Annotated in this window: 20 protein-coding genes; 5 read left to right on the top strand and 15 right to left on the bottom strand. The window is 70.1% G+C overall.

Translation table 11 applies throughout. From position 1 onward, the window contains the following. Positions 1-92: 92 nt before the first annotated feature. The 8 genes from dprA to CJ226_RS10825 form a co-directional block, all read right to left on the bottom strand. The gene (dprA, locus tag CJ226_RS10860; RefSeq protein ID WP_062634698.1) at positions 93-1,277 is read right to left on the bottom strand and encodes a DNA-processing protein DprA; all 1,185 of its coding nucleotides are present in this window, start codon (positions 1,275-1,277) and stop codon (positions 93-95) included. Continuing rightward, on the bottom strand, positions 1,274-2,803 hold the full coding sequence (locus tag CJ226_RS10855; protein WP_062634700.1) for a YifB family Mg chelatase-like AAA ATPase: 1,530 nt from the start codon (positions 2,801-2,803) through the stop codon (positions 1,274-1,276). The genes dprA and CJ226_RS10855 overlap by 4 nt, the downstream gene beginning before the upstream one ends. Further along, positions 2,800-3,162, bottom strand: coding sequence for a YraN family protein (locus CJ226_RS10850; protein WP_102209177.1), 363 nt, complete (start codon positions 3,160-3,162; stop codon positions 2,800-2,802). Before CJ226_RS10850 ends, CJ226_RS10855 begins: the two co-directional genes overlap by 4 nt. A gap of 111 nt (positions 3,163-3,273) precedes the next feature. Next, a complete protein-coding gene (locus CJ226_RS10845; RefSeq protein ID WP_017204525.1) occupies positions 3,274-3,600 on the bottom strand; it encodes a DUF2469 family protein in 327 nt (108 codons plus the stop codon). Between the two features lie 56 nt (positions 3,601-3,656). Continuing rightward, entirely contained in the window at positions 3,657-4,316 is a 660-nt protein-coding gene (locus tag CJ226_RS10840; RefSeq protein WP_102209176.1) for a ribonuclease HII, read from the bottom strand. After that, positions 4,313-5,038, bottom strand: a complete 726-nt coding sequence (gene lepB / locus CJ226_RS10835) for a signal peptidase I (RefSeq protein ID WP_025103349.1) — start codon at positions 5,036-5,038, stop codon at positions 4,313-4,315. The genes CJ226_RS10840 and lepB overlap by 4 nt, the downstream gene beginning before the upstream one ends. A 119-nt stretch (positions 5,039-5,157) precedes the next feature. Beyond that, positions 5,158-5,508, bottom strand: coding sequence for a 50S ribosomal protein L19 (rplS, locus tag CJ226_RS10830; protein WP_025103348.1), 351 nt, complete (start codon positions 5,506-5,508; stop codon positions 5,158-5,160). A gap of 169 nt (positions 5,509-5,677) precedes the next feature. Then, positions 5,678-6,166, bottom strand: a complete 489-nt coding sequence (locus tag CJ226_RS10825; protein ID WP_025103347.1) for a hypothetical protein — start codon at positions 6,164-6,166, stop codon at positions 5,678-5,680. Positions 6,167-6,275: 109 nt separating this feature from the next. On the opposite strand from CJ226_RS10825, the gene map reads away from it, so the two are divergent. After that, complete coding sequence (gene map, locus CJ226_RS10820) at positions 6,276-7,058, top strand: type I methionyl aminopeptidase (RefSeq protein WP_102209175.1); 783 nt, start codon at positions 6,276-6,278, stop codon at positions 7,056-7,058. On the opposite strand, the gene CJ226_RS10815 is transcribed toward map, so the two are convergent. The 6 genes from CJ226_RS10815 to rpsP are packed head-to-tail and all read right to left on the bottom strand — an operon-like array spanning position 7,021 to position 10,277. Further along, a complete protein-coding gene (locus CJ226_RS10815; RefSeq protein ID WP_062634709.1) occupies positions 7,021-7,503 on the bottom strand; it encodes a pyrimidine dimer DNA glycosylase/endonuclease V in 483 nt (160 codons plus the stop codon). The two genes, map and CJ226_RS10815, sit on opposite strands and share 38 nt — an antisense overlap. After that, positions 7,500-8,234 carry a class I SAM-dependent methyltransferase gene (locus tag CJ226_RS10810; protein ID WP_102209174.1) on the bottom strand — a complete coding sequence of 245 codons (735 nt, stop codon included), beginning with the start codon at positions 8,232-8,234 and terminating at the stop codon, positions 7,500-7,502. The genes CJ226_RS10815 and CJ226_RS10810 overlap by 4 nt, the downstream gene beginning before the upstream one ends. Before the next feature lie 46 nt (positions 8,235-8,280). Continuing rightward, positions 8,281-8,985 (bottom strand): tRNA (guanosine(37)-N1)-methyltransferase TrmD, encoded by a 705-nt coding sequence (trmD, locus tag CJ226_RS10805; RefSeq protein ID WP_062634713.1) that lies wholly within the window; start codon positions 8,983-8,985, stop codon positions 8,281-8,283. A gap of 19 nt (positions 8,986-9,004) precedes the next feature. Beyond that, positions 9,005-9,601, bottom strand: a complete 597-nt coding sequence (rimM, locus tag CJ226_RS10800; RefSeq protein ID WP_082802873.1) for a ribosome maturation factor RimM — start codon at positions 9,599-9,601, stop codon at positions 9,005-9,007. 1 nt (position 9,602) lies between these two features. After that, positions 9,603-9,833 carry an RNA-binding protein gene (locus CJ226_RS10795; RefSeq protein WP_025103341.1) on the bottom strand — a complete coding sequence of 77 codons (231 nt, stop codon included), beginning with the start codon at positions 9,831-9,833 and terminating at the stop codon, positions 9,603-9,605. A gap of 6 nt (positions 9,834-9,839) precedes the next feature. Continuing rightward, positions 9,840-10,277 (bottom strand): 30S ribosomal protein S16, encoded by a 438-nt coding sequence (gene rpsP / locus CJ226_RS10790; RefSeq protein ID WP_025103340.1) that lies wholly within the window; start codon positions 10,275-10,277, stop codon positions 9,840-9,842. 208 nt (positions 10,278-10,485) lie between these two features. On the opposite strand from rpsP, the gene CJ226_RS10785 reads away from it, so the two are divergent. Further along, a complete protein-coding gene (locus CJ226_RS10785; protein WP_102209173.1) occupies positions 10,486-11,637 on the top strand; it encodes a glutamate--cysteine ligase in 1,152 nt (383 codons plus the stop codon). A gap of 12 nt (positions 11,638-11,649) precedes the next feature. On the opposite strand, the gene CJ226_RS10780 is transcribed toward CJ226_RS10785, so the two are convergent. Continuing rightward, complete coding sequence (locus CJ226_RS10780; protein WP_025103338.1) at positions 11,650-12,621, bottom strand: sugar-binding transcriptional regulator; 972 nt, start codon at positions 12,619-12,621, stop codon at positions 11,650-11,652. Between the two features lie 102 nt (positions 12,622-12,723). Here CJ226_RS10780 and CJ226_RS10775 point away from each other — a divergent pair, with 102 nt between their 5' ends. The 3 genes from CJ226_RS10775 to glpK all read left to right on the top strand — a co-directional run bounded on the left by CJ226_RS10775 (position 12,724) and on the right by glpK (position 16,832). Further along, a complete protein-coding gene (locus tag CJ226_RS10775) occupies positions 12,724-14,433 on the top strand; it encodes a glycerol-3-phosphate dehydrogenase/oxidase (protein WP_102209172.1) in 1,710 nt (569 codons plus the stop codon). A 92-nt stretch (positions 14,434-14,525) separates the two neighbouring features. Then, positions 14,526-15,281 carry an MIP/aquaporin family protein gene (locus tag CJ226_RS10770; protein WP_062634721.1) on the top strand — a complete coding sequence of 252 codons (756 nt, stop codon included), beginning with the start codon at positions 14,526-14,528 and terminating at the stop codon, positions 15,279-15,281. A 36-nt stretch (positions 15,282-15,317) separates the two neighbouring features. Continuing rightward, positions 15,318-16,832 (top strand): glycerol kinase GlpK, encoded by a 1,515-nt coding sequence (glpK, locus tag CJ226_RS10765; protein WP_102209171.1) that lies wholly within the window; start codon positions 15,318-15,320, stop codon positions 16,830-16,832. The last annotated feature ends 108 nt before the right edge of the window (positions 16,833-16,940 follow it).

Here is a 16,940-nt window from a genome sequence, read left to right as displayed (position 1 = left end):
TCCCCCGCCTTCAGAGCGACGCGCCCCGCCGGGAGCCTGCCTACGACGTGCGTGCCGCCCCCCGTCGGCGCGTACCCGGTCGGCGCGTCCCCCTAGGGCGCCGTACCCCTCCCGCGCCAGCCGTCCCCGTCGCGGCGAGCGAGCCCGTCGAGGTCGAGCAGACCGAGCAGGGCCCTCGTCCGCTCGACGGTGAGACCCGCGCGCTGTGCGAGCTCCGCCTCCGTCCGAGCGGTCCGCGTGCTCAGCGCACGGAGGAGCCCCACCCGCCCCTCGTCCGTCGCTTCGCGTCCCCGGGGCGACCGGGCACCGACAGGGAGCATCTCGGCGACCTCCGCCGCGGAGGTGACGCACACCGCGTCGTATTCGCGCAGCAGCCGGTGGCAGCCGGCCGAGGACGCAGACGTCACCGGACCGGGTACCGCGCCGAGCGGCCTGCCCAGCGTCGCCGCGTGACCTGCCGTGTTGAGGGAGCCGCTACGCCAGCCCGCCTCGACGACCACCGTGGCCTGCCCCAGCGCCGCGATCAGTCGATTACGCGCGAGGAAGCGCCACCGCGTCGGCGCCGTGCCGCACGGCACCTCGCTGACGACGACCCCGTCGACCGCGATCCGGGCCAGGAGGTTACGGTGCCCGGCGGGGTACGGGCGGTCGACTCCCCCGGCGAGGACCGCGATCGTGCCCCCGCCGACGGTCAACGCGGCGCGGTGTGCTGCGCCGTCGATGCCGTAGGCTCCGCCGGACACGACAGCCGTGTCCCCCACGGCCAGATCTCCGGCCATGTCGGCGGCGACCCGCTCGCCGTAGGCGGTGGCCGCTCTGGCACCGACGATGGCGACACGCGCGGCGCTCGTCAGGAGTTCGGCACGTCCGCGCACCCACAGCACCATCGGCGCCTCCGCATCGAGATCGTCGACGGACGTCGGCCAGCCGGGGTCTCCGGGGAGCAGCAGCTGCGCACCCGCTTTCTGCGCGCCGCGGAGGGCCGCGACCACAGCCACCGGGTCGGCGCGCTGCCGCCACCGTGCGCGCGCCTCGTCGAGAGCCCGACGAGCGCCGACGGCGCGGACCACCGGCCAGGATCCCCCGGACCCTTCCAACGCGAAGCGCAGCCCGTCGGCCGGGCCGAACTCGCGCACAAGGGTCGCGGCGACGGCGTCCCCGGGGTCGGCGACGACCGACCAGGCCACCCGCGCCAGCGTCTCCGTCACCTCCCCGGCTCCGCGCACGCCCTGCGCCGCGTCGAGCGCATCCTTGCGGGAGAAGAGTCCGTCGATCATCGCGCCGCCCCCGTCCGCAGAAGCAGGGCGCGACCGACCTCGTCCGAACCGGGGCTGTCCCGCGCGGAGAGATCGGCCATGGTCCAGGCGACCCGGAGGACGCGGTCGTAGCCGCGGAGCGTCAACGCGCCGCGTTCCAGCGCCCGATCGAGACCCGCGCGAACCTCCGCGGGGAGGCGGAACCCGCCATGCCGAAGCACCGTGCCCGGGATCTCCGCATTGCGACGCCACGGCGTGCCTCGCCAACGCCGCTCGGCCCGTGCGCGCGCGGCGCCGACGCGGTTCCGCGCCTCGACGGTCGTGACACCCGCCCGCTCCCCCGCCAGCGAGCGCGACGCCGCGACGCGCGTGACCGGAAGATCGATGTCGAGCCGGTCACGCAACGGACCGGAGAGCCGGGTGGCATAGCGTCGCAGCGCCTGCGGAGGACAGATGCAGTCGCCGTCCCGCACGCCCCGGTTGCCGCAGGGACATGGGTTCATCGCCAGCAGCAGCTGGAAACGCGCCGGGAACCGCACCACGAAGCCCGAGCGATGCACGTCCACGAAGCCGGTCTCGAGTGGCTGACGGAGCGCGTCCAGGACCACCCGCGGGAACTCCGCCGCCTCGTCGAGGAAGAGGACGCCCCGGTGTGCACGGGCCACCGCTCCGGGTCGCGCCGTCCGCGATCCACCTCCCACCATCGCCGCCACTGAGGCGCTGTGGTGCGGCGCAACCAGCGGGGGCTGATGGTCGAGCCCGGTCACGGCCTCACCGCAGAGGGAGCGCACCGAGGCCACCTCGATGGCCTCCTGCTCGGTCAGCGGCGGCATGATCCCGGGCAGACGCCCTGCGAGCATCGTCTTCCCCGCTCCCGGCGGACCGCTCAGGAGCATGTTGTGGCCACCGGCGGCCGCGACGATGAGCGCCTCGACGGCTTCCTCCTGTCCCAGGACATCGCTCAGATCGCGCTCATCGGGGTCATCCTCCGGCGGTTGCGGCCCCGGGACCGGCTCGACGTCCGGCACGTCCACCTCCGCGCCATGCCAGGCGGCGACCTCCGCGAGCGAGGCGGCGGCACGCACCTCCACGCCGGCGACGAGACCCGCCTCGGTCGCGTTGCCGTGGGGCACGATCACACGCTCGAACCCCGCGCGGGCGGCGGCGAAGACGGCGGGAAGCACGCCCGGCACGGGACGCAGGCGCCCGTCGAGCCCGAGCTCCCCCAGGTGCACGGTCTGCCGGACGGCGCGCCGAGCGATCACATCGCTCGCGGCCAGGCAGGCCACCGCGATCGCGAGGTCGAAGGCGGCCCCGTGCTTGGGCAGACTCGCCGGTGAGAGGTTCACCGTCAGGCGCCGCCGCGGAAGCGGGAGGCCGGAGTTCACGCAGGCGTTGTGCACGCGCTGGACCGCCTCCCCGAGGGATTTGTCCGGGAGCCCGATGATGCGGAACTCCGGCGTCTGCGGGGAGAGGTCGGCCTCGACCTCGACCACGTGCCCGTCCGCTCCCGTGAGCGCCACAGACCACGTGCGTGCGGTGCTCATGCGATGTCCTCGAGGTGCTCGACGGTGGCTGTCTCGGGGGATGCACCGGTGATACCTATCGCTTCCACCCGGAGGACCCGTCCGCGCGCCAGATCGGGATGCTCCGCCCGCCACGCATGAGCGAGCCGCCACAGCCGCCGACGCTTCCGGTCGTCGATGGCGTCGAACGGGTGCCCGAACGCCGTCGACCGCCGCGTCTTCACCTCGATGACGGACAGGTGTGCCCCGACGATCGCCACGAGATCCAGTTCGCCCTGGGGACAACGCCAATTGCGGTCGACGATCCGATACCCGCGCTTCGTCAGATAGTCCGCTGCCTGCTGCTCCCCGGCTCGCCCGAGGTCGTCTTTCGCTGCCATCCCGAAAGGATGGATGTCAGCACCCCGTCACCGCCGTGGTCCCGCGCGAACAGTCCAGAGGCTGTGGAAACGGCGAAGAATGTCGCCGCTGTGCAGGAACGGCGCGCCGCATCACTCTCCGTCGAGGGAGAGCTCCTGCGGCAGTTCGAACTCGCGGCGCTGGAGCTCCTCGACGTTCACGTCCTTGAAAGTGAGCACCCGGACGGCCTTGACGAAGCGGTCCGCCCGGTAGATGTCCCACACCCACACGTCGCTCATGGAGATCTCGAAGTAGAAGTCGTGCTCGGTGTCCCGCCGCACGACGTTGACCTCGTTGGCCAGGTAGAAGCGACGCTCGGTCTCCACGACGTACTGGAACTGAGAGACGACGTCGCGGTACTCGCGGAACAGCGCGAGCTCGAGCTCGCGGTCGTAGTCGTCGAAGGCTTCCTCATCCATGATGAGTCCATCCTATGGTCGTCCGGCGCCGGTCGCGGCATCCCGGGCGCGGCCGCTCAGAACAGCGTCGGCGCGTCGGCGATCGCCCACGAGGACCGGTGGAACGGGGAGAGCCCGAACGAGCGGATGGCCTCCCGGTGCTCCGGGCTCGCGTACCCCTTGTTGCGATCCCACTGGTAGTCACGGTGGCCCTCGTGCAGCTCCGCCATGTGACCGTCTCTCGCGACCTTCGCAATCACCGACGCCGCGGACACCGAGGCGCAGTCGCGATCCGCCTTGATGACAGGCCGCACACGCAGGGGCACGGGATGCACTCGCGAGACGTAGTCGTGATTGCCGTCGAGGAGCACCAGGGCGTTCTCCACCGTCGCGCCCTGTGCGACGACCGCCTCCACGGCCCGCGAGGCGGCGAGCCCCAGCGCCCGCATGATCCCGACCTCGTCGACCTCCGCCGCGGTCGCCCAGCCGACGGCCGAGGCCTGCACCCAGGAGGCCGCCCGGGCGGCGACGTCGGGACGCCGGCGCTCGGGGACCAGCTTCGAGTCGCGCAGGCCCTCCGGAACCCGGCGGCGGGCGCCTGTGGCGTCCATCACGGCTGCTCCGACGGCCACCGGTCCCGCCAGTGCGCCGCGACCGACCTCATCGAGAGCGATGATGAGGTCGCACTCCCCCAGGAGCTTCCGCTCCAGGGTCAGTCGAGGCGTGATGACGGTCATTCGGGGTCCGGCACTCCGGTGAAGATGTCGTGGTGGCCGTCGATCGGTCCGAATCGGTCGAGCGGCCAGGTGGTCAGGAACGCCTTGCCCACGATGTTGGAGACGGGGACGAAACCGCCGCTGGGAAGCTCCTGGTGTGCGCGGGCGTCGCGGGAGCGGTCCCGGTTGTCGCCGAGGAGCCATACGGAGTCCTCCGGCACGACGACGTCGAACGGCTCGTTGGAGGCCGCGGTGTCCCCCTCGGGGAGGTTCAGGTAGCTCAGCTCGTCGATCGGGGCGCCGTTGATCGTGATCTGCCCCAGCGCGTTGCAGCACACCACGTGGTCGCCCTCGACCCCGATCACGCGCTTGACGAGGTGGTCCTGGGTGTCGGTCGCCGAGATGCCCACGAAGGTGAGAACCCAGTCGACGGCCTTGACCAGCGGCGGCTGTGCCGGCGCCTGCGGCATCGGGTCGAGCCACCCGCCCGGATCCTTGAAGACGACGATGTCGCCGCGCTCGTAGCCGGTCCACCGCGGCGTGAGCTCGTCGACGAGGATGCGGTCGTCGATCAGCAGCGTCCGCTCCATGGAGGCCGAGGGGATGTAGAACGAGCGCACGACGAACGTCTTGATGACGAAGGACACCAGCGCGGCGATGACGACGATGACCAGCACGTCTCGGAGGAAGACCAGGAACCCGCGCCGCCGTCGTGTCGGGCGTGCGGACGGAGAGTCAGTCATCTGGTTCCTTCTCGAAGAGTGCACCGTGAGCGCACGGCAGTAACAAGGTTCGCACACCGGGGACAGAACGAAAGCACCCCGGGACATCGTGTCCCGGGGTGCTGTGAAGAAGCTTCGCGTCAGTTGTTGACGCGCTTCTCCTTGATCTTCGCCTTCTTGCCGCGGAGCTCGCGCAGGTAGTAGAGCTTGGCGCGACGCACGTCACCGCGGGTGACGACCTCGATGTGGTCGATCACCGGGGAGTGCACGGGGAAGGTACGCTCGACACCCACCTGGAAGCTGATCTTCCGGACGGTGAAGGTCTCGCGGACGCTGTCACCCTGGCGGCCGATGACGACGCCCTGGAAGACCTGGATACGGGAGCGGTTGCCCTCGGTGATGTTGACGTGCACCTTGACGGTGTCACCGGGGAAGAACTCGGGGATGTCGGAACGGAGCGAAGCCGCGTCGACGGCGTCGAGGATCTGCATGATCGTCTCTCTCTGCACTCGCCTCAGGTCGGATGCACGGATTAGGAAGGAACAAGAATGGGAGTGTGCCGAACGGCGCTGACGCGTCCGCGGGCTCCCCTGGGGCAGAGCCGGTCACGGCACAAGCAACCATTCTGCCACGGATGACAGGCCCGGCCAAAACGGCGGGTCAGAGCCGGTCGTCGGTCTCCCGCACCACGATCACCTCGTGCACGCTCGTCTGCGGGCTCTCGGTGCGCGGCGGCGTCATCGTCGACCAGGAGATGGTCTCGCGGATGCGCGTCCCACTCCCCCGCGCCTCGTTCCAGAGCTGCCACAGCTGCAGCCAGACCAGGGCGATGCCCACGACGATGGCGGCCGCGAGGAGCCAGCCGAAGGCCCCGTCGATGAAGAAGCCGACCGCGATCGTGAGCGCGTGCCAGAGTCCGAACCCGGCGACGTCCCACCACGAGACGGCACGCTCGGCGCGGACCGACGGGCGGGAGCGCGTCAGCAGCGTGAGCAGGAGCTGCCCCAGGAACACCGAGGGCATCGCGATGAGCAGCACCCAGAGGATCGACCAGCCGCCCTGGAAGACGGCCCAGCCGATGAGCAGCCACAGCGGCAGGAGGAACGCCGACGGCAGCAGCCAGCGGAAGAAGGCCTGTCGGATCCACATGCTCCGATGCTACGGCGACCGCGCCTGCGCGTCACGGGTGTTCGCTGAGAGCGGCAGGCGCCGGGCACCCCGTCCGATCAGGGAGAATGGAGACGACGAGAGGACACTGATGATCGAACTGCGCACCCCTGCCGAGATCGATGAGATGCGCGCGGCAGGCCGGTTCGTCGCCGAGACGCTGGCGACCCTGCGCGACGAGACGAAGGTCGGCACCAACCTCCTGGCGATCGACCGCCGGGCCCATGACATGATCCGCAAGGCCGGCGCCGAGTCCTGCTACATCGACTACCACCCGTCCTTCGGGGCGAGCCCCTTCGGCAAGGTCATCTGCACCTCGGTGAACGACGCCGTGCTGCACGGCCTCCCGCATGACTACGCGCTCCGGGACGGCGACCTCGTCACCCTGGACTTCGCCGTCTCGGTCGACGGCTGGGTCGCCGACTCCGCGGTCTCCTTCGTCGTGGGTACGCCGCGGGACGAGGACCTCCGTCTCATCGACACCACGGAACGCGCGCTGGCCGCCGCGATCGAGACCTCGGTGGTCGGCAAGCGCATCGGCGACATCTCCGCCGCGATCGCCGACGTCGCGCACGGCGAGGGCTACTCCATCAACACCGACTTCGGGGGCCATGGCGTCGGCCGCACGATGCACGGCGACCCTCATGTGGCGAACGACGGCCGCGCAGGCCGCGGTTTCCCGCTCCGCGCGGGCCTCGTGCTCGCCCTGGAGCCCTGGTTCCTCGCGACGACGGACGAGCTGATCACCGACCCCGACGGCTGGACGCTGCGGAGCGCGGACGGCTCCCGCGGCGCGCACTCCGAGCACACCATCGCCATCACCGATGACGGACCGATCATCCTGACGGATCACTCGTTCCTCGGCGTCGACTGACTCCGGTCGCGGGGTCGGCGCGCTCCCAGGGCGCGACCGGCCCCGGCACGACGACGAACAACGGGTGCGCCTTCGGGAGCTCCACAGACCCGTGTCGGCTGAGCACCTCCGGGCTGCGCTCGGCGAGCTTCGCCTGCAGATGCTCCCACTCGCGTGCCAGCTGACCCGTGGTGACCGGGATCGACGGCACCGCCGACTCCGCTCGCCGGATACGCGTGCGGTCGAAACGGTAGCCGCGCTCGTCCGCCTCATCGGCGACGCCCACCAGGTAGGCGCCCACCGTGGCCACGGGATCGGCCGTCGCCCGGAAGCGCTCGAGCTGCGGGTGTCGCTGATATCCCTTCGTGGCGTCGGCGAGCACCGCCTGAGCGAGGAGCGTCTCCCGCCAGCAGGCGACGAGCCCCTGACGGTCGAGGTACTCCGGATGCAGCGACCAGATCCTCATGCGCGGCGATAACGGAACACGTCGGTGAGGTGCGGCAGATCGAACTCCGCCTTCCCCCGCGTCTCGTCCGTGCCGTCCAGCACCGCTTCCAGGGCCGCCACCATCGCCGTGCGCTGTGCCTCGTCCGCCACGAGGAAGCTGCTCACCGTGCCCCACCGTCGGAGGTAGTCCTCGCGGGTGATCCGCTCGGTCCAGCGCACCTCCTCGTGGATCTCCAGGACGAAACCGGGAAGGTCCGTCGCCGACGCGGAGGTGTCGTCGTCCGCGCCGACCGCAGGATGCGCCACCCGGTGGCACGCGAGATCCCACGCACAGGCGGGGTCGGCGCGATTCCACAGCAGCCCGAGCGTGCCGTGAGGGACGAGCGTGCGGGCGATCTGAGCCGCCGCCGTGTCCCGATCGAACCAGTGGAACGCCTGCGCGACGCTGACGGCATCGACGGAGCCGTCCGGCACGGGGATGCTCTCCGCGGTCCCCAGCAGCGCGTCGACCGTCGGGAGCGTCCGCGCGAGCACGGCGAGCATCGGCGCGGACGGCTCGATCGCGATCACCCGCGTCGCCCGCGCGACGAGCAGGCCCGTGAACTTCCCGGTGCCGGCGCCGAGGTCGAGCGCCGTCGCCACGCGGTCCGGAACGATGATGTCGGCCGCGCGCTCCGGGAACCCCGGCCGGTAGCGGTCGTACTCCTCGCCGATGCTCTCGAACGATCGCGCGCGTGTCACATCCACCATGACTCGACGCTAACAGCAGTCGTCGCGGCGGATGGCCGCGGACGGGTCAGCCGTCGGTCGGCGCGTCCGGGAGCAGGTCAGGGCGTCGCAGGCGGGTGCGGACCAGCTGCTGCTCGCGGCGCCATGCCGCGATCGCGCCGTGGTTGCCGCTGAGGAGCACGTCGGGGACGGCGCGCTCGCGCCACACCGACGGCTTCGTGTAGGACGGGTACTCGAGGAGGCCGTCCTCGTGCGACTCCTCCACCAGGCTCTCCGGATTGCCGACGACACCCGGGATCAGCCGACCGATGGCCTCGATCATCGCCATCGTCGCCACCTCGCCGCCGTTGAGCACGTAGTCTCCGAGGCTCAGCAGCCGCACCTCGCCACGCTCGGCGGCGTACTCGAAGACGCGTTCGTCGATGCCCTCGTAGCGCCCGCAACCGAACACGAGGTGCTCGCGTCCCGCGAGGTCCCGCGCGGTCGCCTGGGTGAAGACCTCCCCGGCCGGCGACGGGAAGATGATGGTCGGCGCAGGGGTGACGTCCGCCGTGAGCTCATCGAGGGCGAGGCCCCAGGGCTCCGGCTTCATGACCATGCCGGCTCCCCCGCCGTACGGGGTGTCGTCGACGGTGCGGTGGCGGTCGTGGGTCCAGTCGCGCAGATCGTGCACCTGGAGGTCGAGCAGACCCGAGCCTCGCGCCTTGCCGAGCAGGGAGAGCGTCAGTCCGTCGAAGTACGAGGGGAAGATGGAGACGACGTCGATGCGCACGGGGGAACCGTATCAGCGGTCACTCGGCGCCGTCGGAGGCGGCGGTCCCGTCCTCCGACTCGGGAAGCTCCTCGAAGAGCCCGGCCGGCGGGGTCACGATGACGCGGCCGGCCGCCACGTCGACGGTGGGGACGATGGCCTCGACGAAGGGGACCATCACCTCGTCCGCGCCGCCGGTCGACGGCTTCACGATCAGGAGGTCCTGCGCCGGCAGGTGCTCGACGCGCACCACACGGCCGACGACGGTCTCGTCGCGGACCACGTCCAGACCGACGAGCTGGTGGTCGAACCAGGCGTTGTCCTCGGTCTCGTCCTCGTCCTGGTCCATCCAGAGGATGGCGCGGACGAGGCTCTCGGCCGCGTTGCGGTCGTCCACGTCCTCGAAGAAGACGACGGGGTTGCCGTTCATCACCCGGTATTCGCGGACGACGATCTCCTTGCCGTGCCACGGAGATGCCTCGGGCACCTGCAACGTGAACGCGGCCCCGGGGACGAAGCGCCGCTCCGGGTTGTCGGTGTAGAGCTCGAGCTTCAGGGCGCCCTTGAGCCCGTGAGCCTTGACCAGGCGCCCGACGCGCAGCTGGTTACGGCCCTGGATGCGGTCCTGCGACACCACGTCAGTCGTCCGCGACGTCGACGCGGACGCGGCGCCCGTCGGCGAGGGCGCTCACGAGAGTGCGCAGGGCCTTGGCCGTGCGGCCGCCGCGCCCGATCACGCGTCCACGGTCGTCGGGGTGCACACGCACCTCGAGCAGGTCGCCACGGGGCGACGAGGATTCGTGGATGCGCACATCTTCGGGGTGATCGACGATCCCCTTGACGATGTGTTCGAGCGCGGCGGCGAGCACGATGGATTACTCGGCGTCGGCGGCGGGAGCCTCAGCGGCCTCCGCGTCGGCGTCAGCGGCGGGGGCCTCCGCAGCGGGGGCCTCCTCCTTCTTCTCCGCCTTGGGCTTGATGACCGACTTCTTCGAGGCATCGGCCTCGAACGCGGCCTTCTCGCCGGCGACCTTGAGGGTGGACTTCGCGTCCTTGTCGCCCTTGAAGGTGCCCCAGTCGCCGGTGATCTTGAGGATGGCGGTGACCTGCTCGGTCGGCTGCGCGCCGACGGAGAGCCAGTACTGCGCACGCTCGGAGTCGACCTCGATGAACGAGGGCTCCTCAGTGGGGTGGTACTTGCCGATCTCCTCGATCACACGACCGTCGCGCTTGGTGCGCGAGTCGGCGACGACGATGCGGTAGTACGGCGCGCGGATCTTGCCCATGCGCTTGAGACGAATCTTGACAGCCACGATTCTCCTGAATGGTGTGGAAGGAAACGAACCGGTCGCCTGGAGCGTGGGGTGCACACCCGGCGGAAGCTCAAATGAGGAGGACGAGCGCTGGATAGAGGGTCGAGCACGTCGTCCGACCCTCTATTCTGCCAGATGCGTGCGCCGGGTGCGAAACCCGGCGACACGGCGTTGCGGAGCAGGCCCGGCCCCGTGTCAGACTGTCCCCGTGCAGCTCGACTTCGCCGCTTCGGCCCGCTCCACCGTCGGTCTCGAGTGGGAGATCATGCTCGCCGATCCCGAGACCGGTGATCTCGTCGGTCGCGCACCGGAGCTCCTCGCCGCGCTGGAGGCGGAGAGCGAGGACGAACGCCACACCGTCACCGGCGAGCTCCTCACCAACACCATCGAGGTGACCAGCGGGATCGGCGACTCCGTGGCCCACGCCGTCGACGACATCGCAAACGCGATCGCGGCGGTGCGGTCGGCCACCGACCCGGCAGGGATCGAGCTGCTCTCCGCCGGAAGCCACCCGTTCGCCCAGTGGTACGACCAGTCGGTGACCGACAAGACCCGCTACCACAGCCTCATCGAGCGCACCCAGTGGTGGGGGCGCAACATGATGATCTGGGGCATCCACGTGCACGTGGGCGTGGACGAGCAGCGCAAGGTCTTCCCCATCATCAACGCGCTGTCGGCCTACCTCCCCCACCTGCAGGCGCTGTCGGCGTCCAGCCCCTTCTGGGCCGGGGAACGCACGGGGTACGCCTCCAATCGCGCCCTCGTCTTCCAGCAGCTGCCCACGGCGGGCCTTCCCTGGCCGCTGCGCGACTGGTCGGAGTTCGAGCGCTACCTGGACGACATGGTCCGCACCGGTGTCATGGCCGATGCCACGGAAGTGCGCTGGGACATCCGTCCCGCCCCGCGCTGGGGAACGATCGAGGTCCGTGCGTGCGACGGCCTGTCCACGCTCTCCGAGATGGCCGCGGTGGCCGCGCTCGTGCAGGTCCTCGTCGAGCACTTCTCCCGGCTCCTGGATGAAGGGGCCGCCCTGCCCGACCTCCCCGCGTGGTTCCACCGCGAGAACAAGTGGCGCGCGGCCCGATACGGCCTGGACGCCCGGGTCATCGTCGACACGATCGGCACCCAGCGCCCCGTGCGCGAGCACCTGACCGAGAAGATCGAGGAACTGGCCCCGGTCGCCGTCGAGCTCGGGTGCGTGCGCGAGTTCGGCAGCATCGCGACGATCCTCGACGGCGGAGCGAGCTACGCCCGTCAGCTCGCGGTCGCCGACGCCACGGACGGCGACCTCCGCGCCGTGGTCCATCACCTCATCCGGGAGTTCCGGACCGGACCGCAGTCCTCGATCGAAGGCGAGTGACGCGAACGCCGCTCAGTCCTCGACGAGCCGGCGCGCGAGTCCCTCGTCCAGGACCACGTCGGTGATGAGCTCCGCGGCGATCGCCGCGCGCAGGCTCGCGAGCTTGGGCACGCCGGAGACGACGCAGACCCGCCTCGGCACGCGCCGCAGCCGATCGAGGCCCGGCCCCGTCGCGCGCGCATTGAGCCGGATGTCGCGCCAGGAGCCGTCGGCGCGGAAGAAGACCGTCGCCACGTCGCCGATCGCGTGGTCCTCCCGCAGACTGCGGTAGTCCTCCCGACCGAGGTAGCCGCCGACGTACACCCGGCTGGGCACCTCCGCGGCCGGGGACCCGAGGCTGAACACGGCGATGTCCATCTTCGCCTGCAGGTCGAGGACGCGCCGGGTGCTGCGCTCGCGCCACATCGCCTCGCGAGTGGCGGGGTCGTCGAAGAACGCGGGGACCGGGAACTGCTGCACCTGCGCCCCGAACGCGCTGCCGAAGCGCTGCAGGATGTCGCTGGAGTACTCCACACCGCTCGTCTGGGTGTTCCCGGCGCCGTTGAGCTGCACGAACGTCGTGTTGTGCGTCTCCTTCTGGGTGAGACCGCGGCTGACCGCGCTGATCGTCGATCCCCACGCGACGCCGACGATCATGTTCGAGTCCACGAACTGCGAGAGGAGACGTCCCGCGGTCAGAGCGACGCGCTCCAGACGTTCGACCTCGCTGACGATCTCGGCCATCGGCACCACGTGCGCCACCACCCGATGCCGGTCCCGGATGCGCTGCTCGAGCATCCCGAGGCGCTCCAGCGGCGAATTGATGCGGATGTCGACGAGGCCGCTCTCCCGCGCGAAGCTGAGCAGCCGCGACACGGACGATCGCGAGGTGCCGAGCTCCTGCGCGATGACCTCCATGGTCTTGTCCTGCATGTAGTAGAGCTGCGCAGCGGTGAGCGCGGCGACCAGCTTGCCGTCGCGCGATGGCGCTCCGGATCCCGCCATGATGACCTCCTCTCCCCCGATCCTTGCACATATGTGCAGCGAGCTTGCGCGCGACGTCACGGAGGTCGATGCTGGTGGCAAGCAAGGAAGAGAGGGTCGACGATGATCGATTCCACCCACACGTCCCCGGAGCGGGACGCCGTCCGCGCGCTCCGCGAATCCGGGCGCACCAGTGTCCTCGTCATCGGCGGCGGCATCAACGGCATCTCCACGTTCCGCGACCTGGCCCTGCAGGGCGTCGACGTCGTCCTCGTCGAGCGCGGCGACTTCGCCTCCGGTGCCTCCGCGGCGTCGAGCCACATGATCCACGGCGGCATCCGCTACCTCGAGAACGGCGAGTTCCGCCTCGTGCGCGAGTCGGTGGAGGAGCGCAACGGGCTGCTCAAGATCGCTCCGCACTACGTCAAGCCGCTGCAGACGACGATCCCGATCTACTCCACGTTCTCCGGGATCCTCTCCGCTCCGCTCCGCTTCCTCACGCACAAGAGCGGGAAGCCGAAGGAGCGCGGCGCCTTCCTCATCAAGGTCGGCCTCACGATCTACGACACGTTCTCCCGCGACGGCGGCACCGTGCCCCGGCACCGCTTCCTCGGCCGCAAGAAGTCCCTCGCCGAGCTGCCGTCGATGGATCCGAAGATCAAGTACACGGCCACGTACTACGACGCGTCGATGCACGACCCCGAGCGCCTCGCGCTCGATGTGCTGCAGGACGGCCGCGCCGCGCACCCCGGTGCCGTGGCACTGAACTACGTCGAGGCGATCGGCCGCGACGGCGAGCAGATCACGCTCCGGGACCGCGAGAGCGGCACCGAGTTCGCCGTGACCGCCGATGTCGTCGTGAACGCCTCCGGCCCCTGGACCGACCTCACGAACGACGCCCTCGGCACCGACACGCACTTCATGGGCGGCACCAAGGGCTCGCACATCGTGCTCGACAACCCCGAGCTGCTGGCGGCGACGCGGGGTCGCGAGATCTTCTTCGAGCACTCCGACGGCCGCATCGTGCTGATCTACCCGCTCAAGGGCCGCGTCCTCGTCGGCACCACCGACATCGATGCCGACCCGCGCGAGGTGCCGGTGTGCACGGAGGAGGAGATCGACTACTTCTTCGACCTCGTCCACCACGTGTTCCCGTCCATCGCGGTGACGCGTGAGCAGATCGTCTACAACTTTTCCGGCATCCGCCCGCTCCCCCGCCACGAGGACACCGCTCCCGGCTTCGTCTCGCGCGACTACCGCGTCGAGGTCGACCGCCAGGGCGCCGTCCCGCTGGTGAGCCTGGTCGGCGGCAAGTGGACCACGTTCCGCGCCCTGGGCGAGTCCCTCTCCGACACGGTGCTCGGCCTCCTCGGCCGCACGCGCACCGTGTCCACGGCGGGTCGCGCGATCGGCGGCGGACGCGAGTTCCCGCGTACCGAGAAGGCGAAGCGGATCTGGATCCAGGAGAACCTCCCCGGCGCCGGCGCTCGCGCCGAGCAGCTCCTCGCGCGCTACGGCACCCGGGCAGCGGCTGTGTGGGCCTTCGTCGAGCAGGGGGACGACGCGCCCCTCGCCGGCGGCGACCTGTCGACGCGCGAGCTGGAGTGGATGGTGAACGAGGAGATGGTCACCCGTCTCGAGGACGTCATCCTCCGCCGCACCAGCATCGCCTTCACCGGCGGTGCCCGGGCAGAGGTGCTCGACGAGATCGCCGACGCCCTGGCTCCTCTCCTCGGATGGGACCGCGAGCGTCACGACGCCGAGGTGGAGCAGACGCGTGTGCTGCTGAACGAGCGACACGGACTCCACATCCCGTCCCGCGCCCGCGGCTGACGGGGCTCCGACCACCGCGCCCTCCTCGCGGTGCTACCCCATAAGGGGTCGGGGCAGAGGGGCCCCGACCCGCAAGAAAGGTCAACGAAGACATGACTGACGTCAATCTCGGTCTCTACTTCCTCTCCGAGCTCGTCGGCACCGCGATGCTGGTCCTGCTCGGCTGCGGTGTCGTCGCGAACGTCGCCCTGGCGAAGAACAAGGGCTTCGGCGGCGGCTTCCTGATGGTCAACTGGGGATGGGGTCTCGCGGTGTTCGCGGGTGTGCTCGTCTCGGCGTACTCCGGTGCCATCCTGAACCCGGCCGTCGGCATCGGCCTGCTGGTCGCCGGCAAGATCACCTTCGCGATGTTCCTCACCGCGACCGCCGCGGAGCTCCTCGGCGCGATCATCGGCGCGATCGTCGTCTGGCTCGCCTACAAGCAGCACTTCGACGAGGAGCCGGAGGCCGCCAACAAGCTCGGCGTCTTCTCCACCGGCCCCGCCATCCGCTCCTACGGCTGGAACCTCGTCACCGAGATCATCGGCACCTTCGTCCTCGTCTTCGTCATCTTCGCGTTCGCGGACTACGGCGACATCGAGGTCGGTACGCCCGGCGGCCTCGGCCCGCTCACGGCTCTCCCGGTGGCCCTGCTGGTGGTCGCCATCGGTGCGTCCCTCGGTGGCCCGACCGGATACGCCATCAACCCGGCTCGTGACCTCGGTCCCCGCATCGCCCACGCGATCCTCCCGATCCGGGGCAAGGGTTCCAGCGACTGGTCCTACTCGTGGGTGCCCGTCGTCGGTCCGCTCATCGGTGGTGTCATCGCCGCCCTCGCCGCCCCCGGCCTGCTCAGCCTCGCCGGCTGATCCCCCTCAACCCCTCGGGAATTCAAAGGAGAACACATGGCTGACTACATCATCGCGATCGACCAGGGAACGACGTCGAGCCGCGCGATCATCTTCGACAAGAAGGGCAGCATCGTCGCCACCGGCCAGAAGGAGCACGAGCAGATCCTTCCCAAGGCCGGCTGGGTGGAGCACGACGCCGCCGAGATCTGGCGCAACGTCCAGGAGGTGATCGGTCTGGCCCTCGGGCGCGCCGATCTGACCCGCCACGACATCGCCGCCGTGGGCATCACGAACCAGCGCGAGACGGCCGTCGTGTGGGACAAGACCACGGGCAAGCCGGTCTACAACGCCATCGTCTGGCAGGACACCCGCACGCAGGAGATCGTCAACCGCCTCGCGGGCGACGAGGGCGTCGAACGGTTCAAGTCGATCGTCGGCCTCCCGCTGGCGACCTACTTCTCCGGCACCAAGATCACCTGGATCCTGGAGAACGTCGAGGGTGCCCGCGAGAAGGCCGAGGCTGGAGACCTGCTCTTCGGCACGACCGACACCTGGGTCCTGTGGAACCTGACCGGCGGCATCGACGGCGGCGTGCACGCGACCGACGTGACGAACGCCTCCCGCACGATGTTCATGGACCTCGAGACGCTGGAGTGGCGCGACGACATCCTCGAGGCGTTCGGTGTGCCGCGGTCGATGATGCCGGAGATCCGCTCCTCCTCCGAGGTCTACGGTGCTGCCGAGAGCTCGTCGCTGCTGCGCGAGACGCCGATCGCCGGCATCCTCGGCGACCAGCAGGCGGCGACGTTCGGGCAGGCCGCGTTCCAGAAGGGCGAGAGCAAGAACACCTACGGCACGGGCTGCTTCCTCATCTTCAACACGGGCGAGGAGATCGTCCGCTCGAAGAACGGGCTGCTCACCACCGTCGGCTACAAGCTCGGCGACCAGCCCACGCACTACGCGCTGGAGGGGTCGATCGCCGTCACCGGCTCGCTCATCCAGTGGCTGCGCGATCAGCTCGGCATCATCTCCTCCGCCCCTGAGGTCGAGGAACTGGCCGAGAAGGTCGAGGACAACGGCGGCGTGTACATCGTCCCGGCGTTCTCGGGTCTGTTCGCCCCGTACTGGCGTCCGGACGCCCGTGGCGCGATCGTCGGCCTCACCCGCTACGCGAACAAGAACCACATCGCGCGCGCTGCGCTGGAGGCTGTGGCCTTCCAGACCCGCGACGTGCTCGACGCAGTCAACGCGGACGCCGGAGTGGACCTCAGCGAGCTCAAGGTCGACGGTGGCATGGTCGCCAACGACGCGCTCATGCAGTTCCAGGCCGACATCCTCGGCGTCCCGGTCGTGCGTCCGGTGGTCGCCGAGACCACCGCGCTCGGTGCGGCCTACGCCGCGGGCCTCGCGGTCGGCTTCTGGAGCGGCCTCGACGACCTGTCCGCGAACTGGCAGGAGGACCGCCGCTGGGAGCCCTCGCTCGACGAGGCCGAGCGTGACCGTCAGCTGCGCCTGTGGCGCAAGGCCGTCACCAAGTCGATGGACTGGGTCGACGACGACGTGCGCTGATCACCGCACGACGAGGCGGGTCCGGGTTCTTCCCGGGCCCGCTTCGTCGTCTCCGGCTCAACCTTCTGCCGAGTCGCCTGCACGATCCGGGTACGGTGGCCCGCCCGT

It is taken from the genome of Microbacterium sp. UMB0228 (genome assembly GCF_002871415.1).
Lineage (GTDB): Bacteria > Actinomycetota > Actinomycetes > Actinomycetales > Microbacteriaceae > Microbacterium.
The sequence above is the reverse complement of the archived record's forward strand: the minus strand, read 5'-3'. Positions and strand labels throughout refer to the sequence as shown.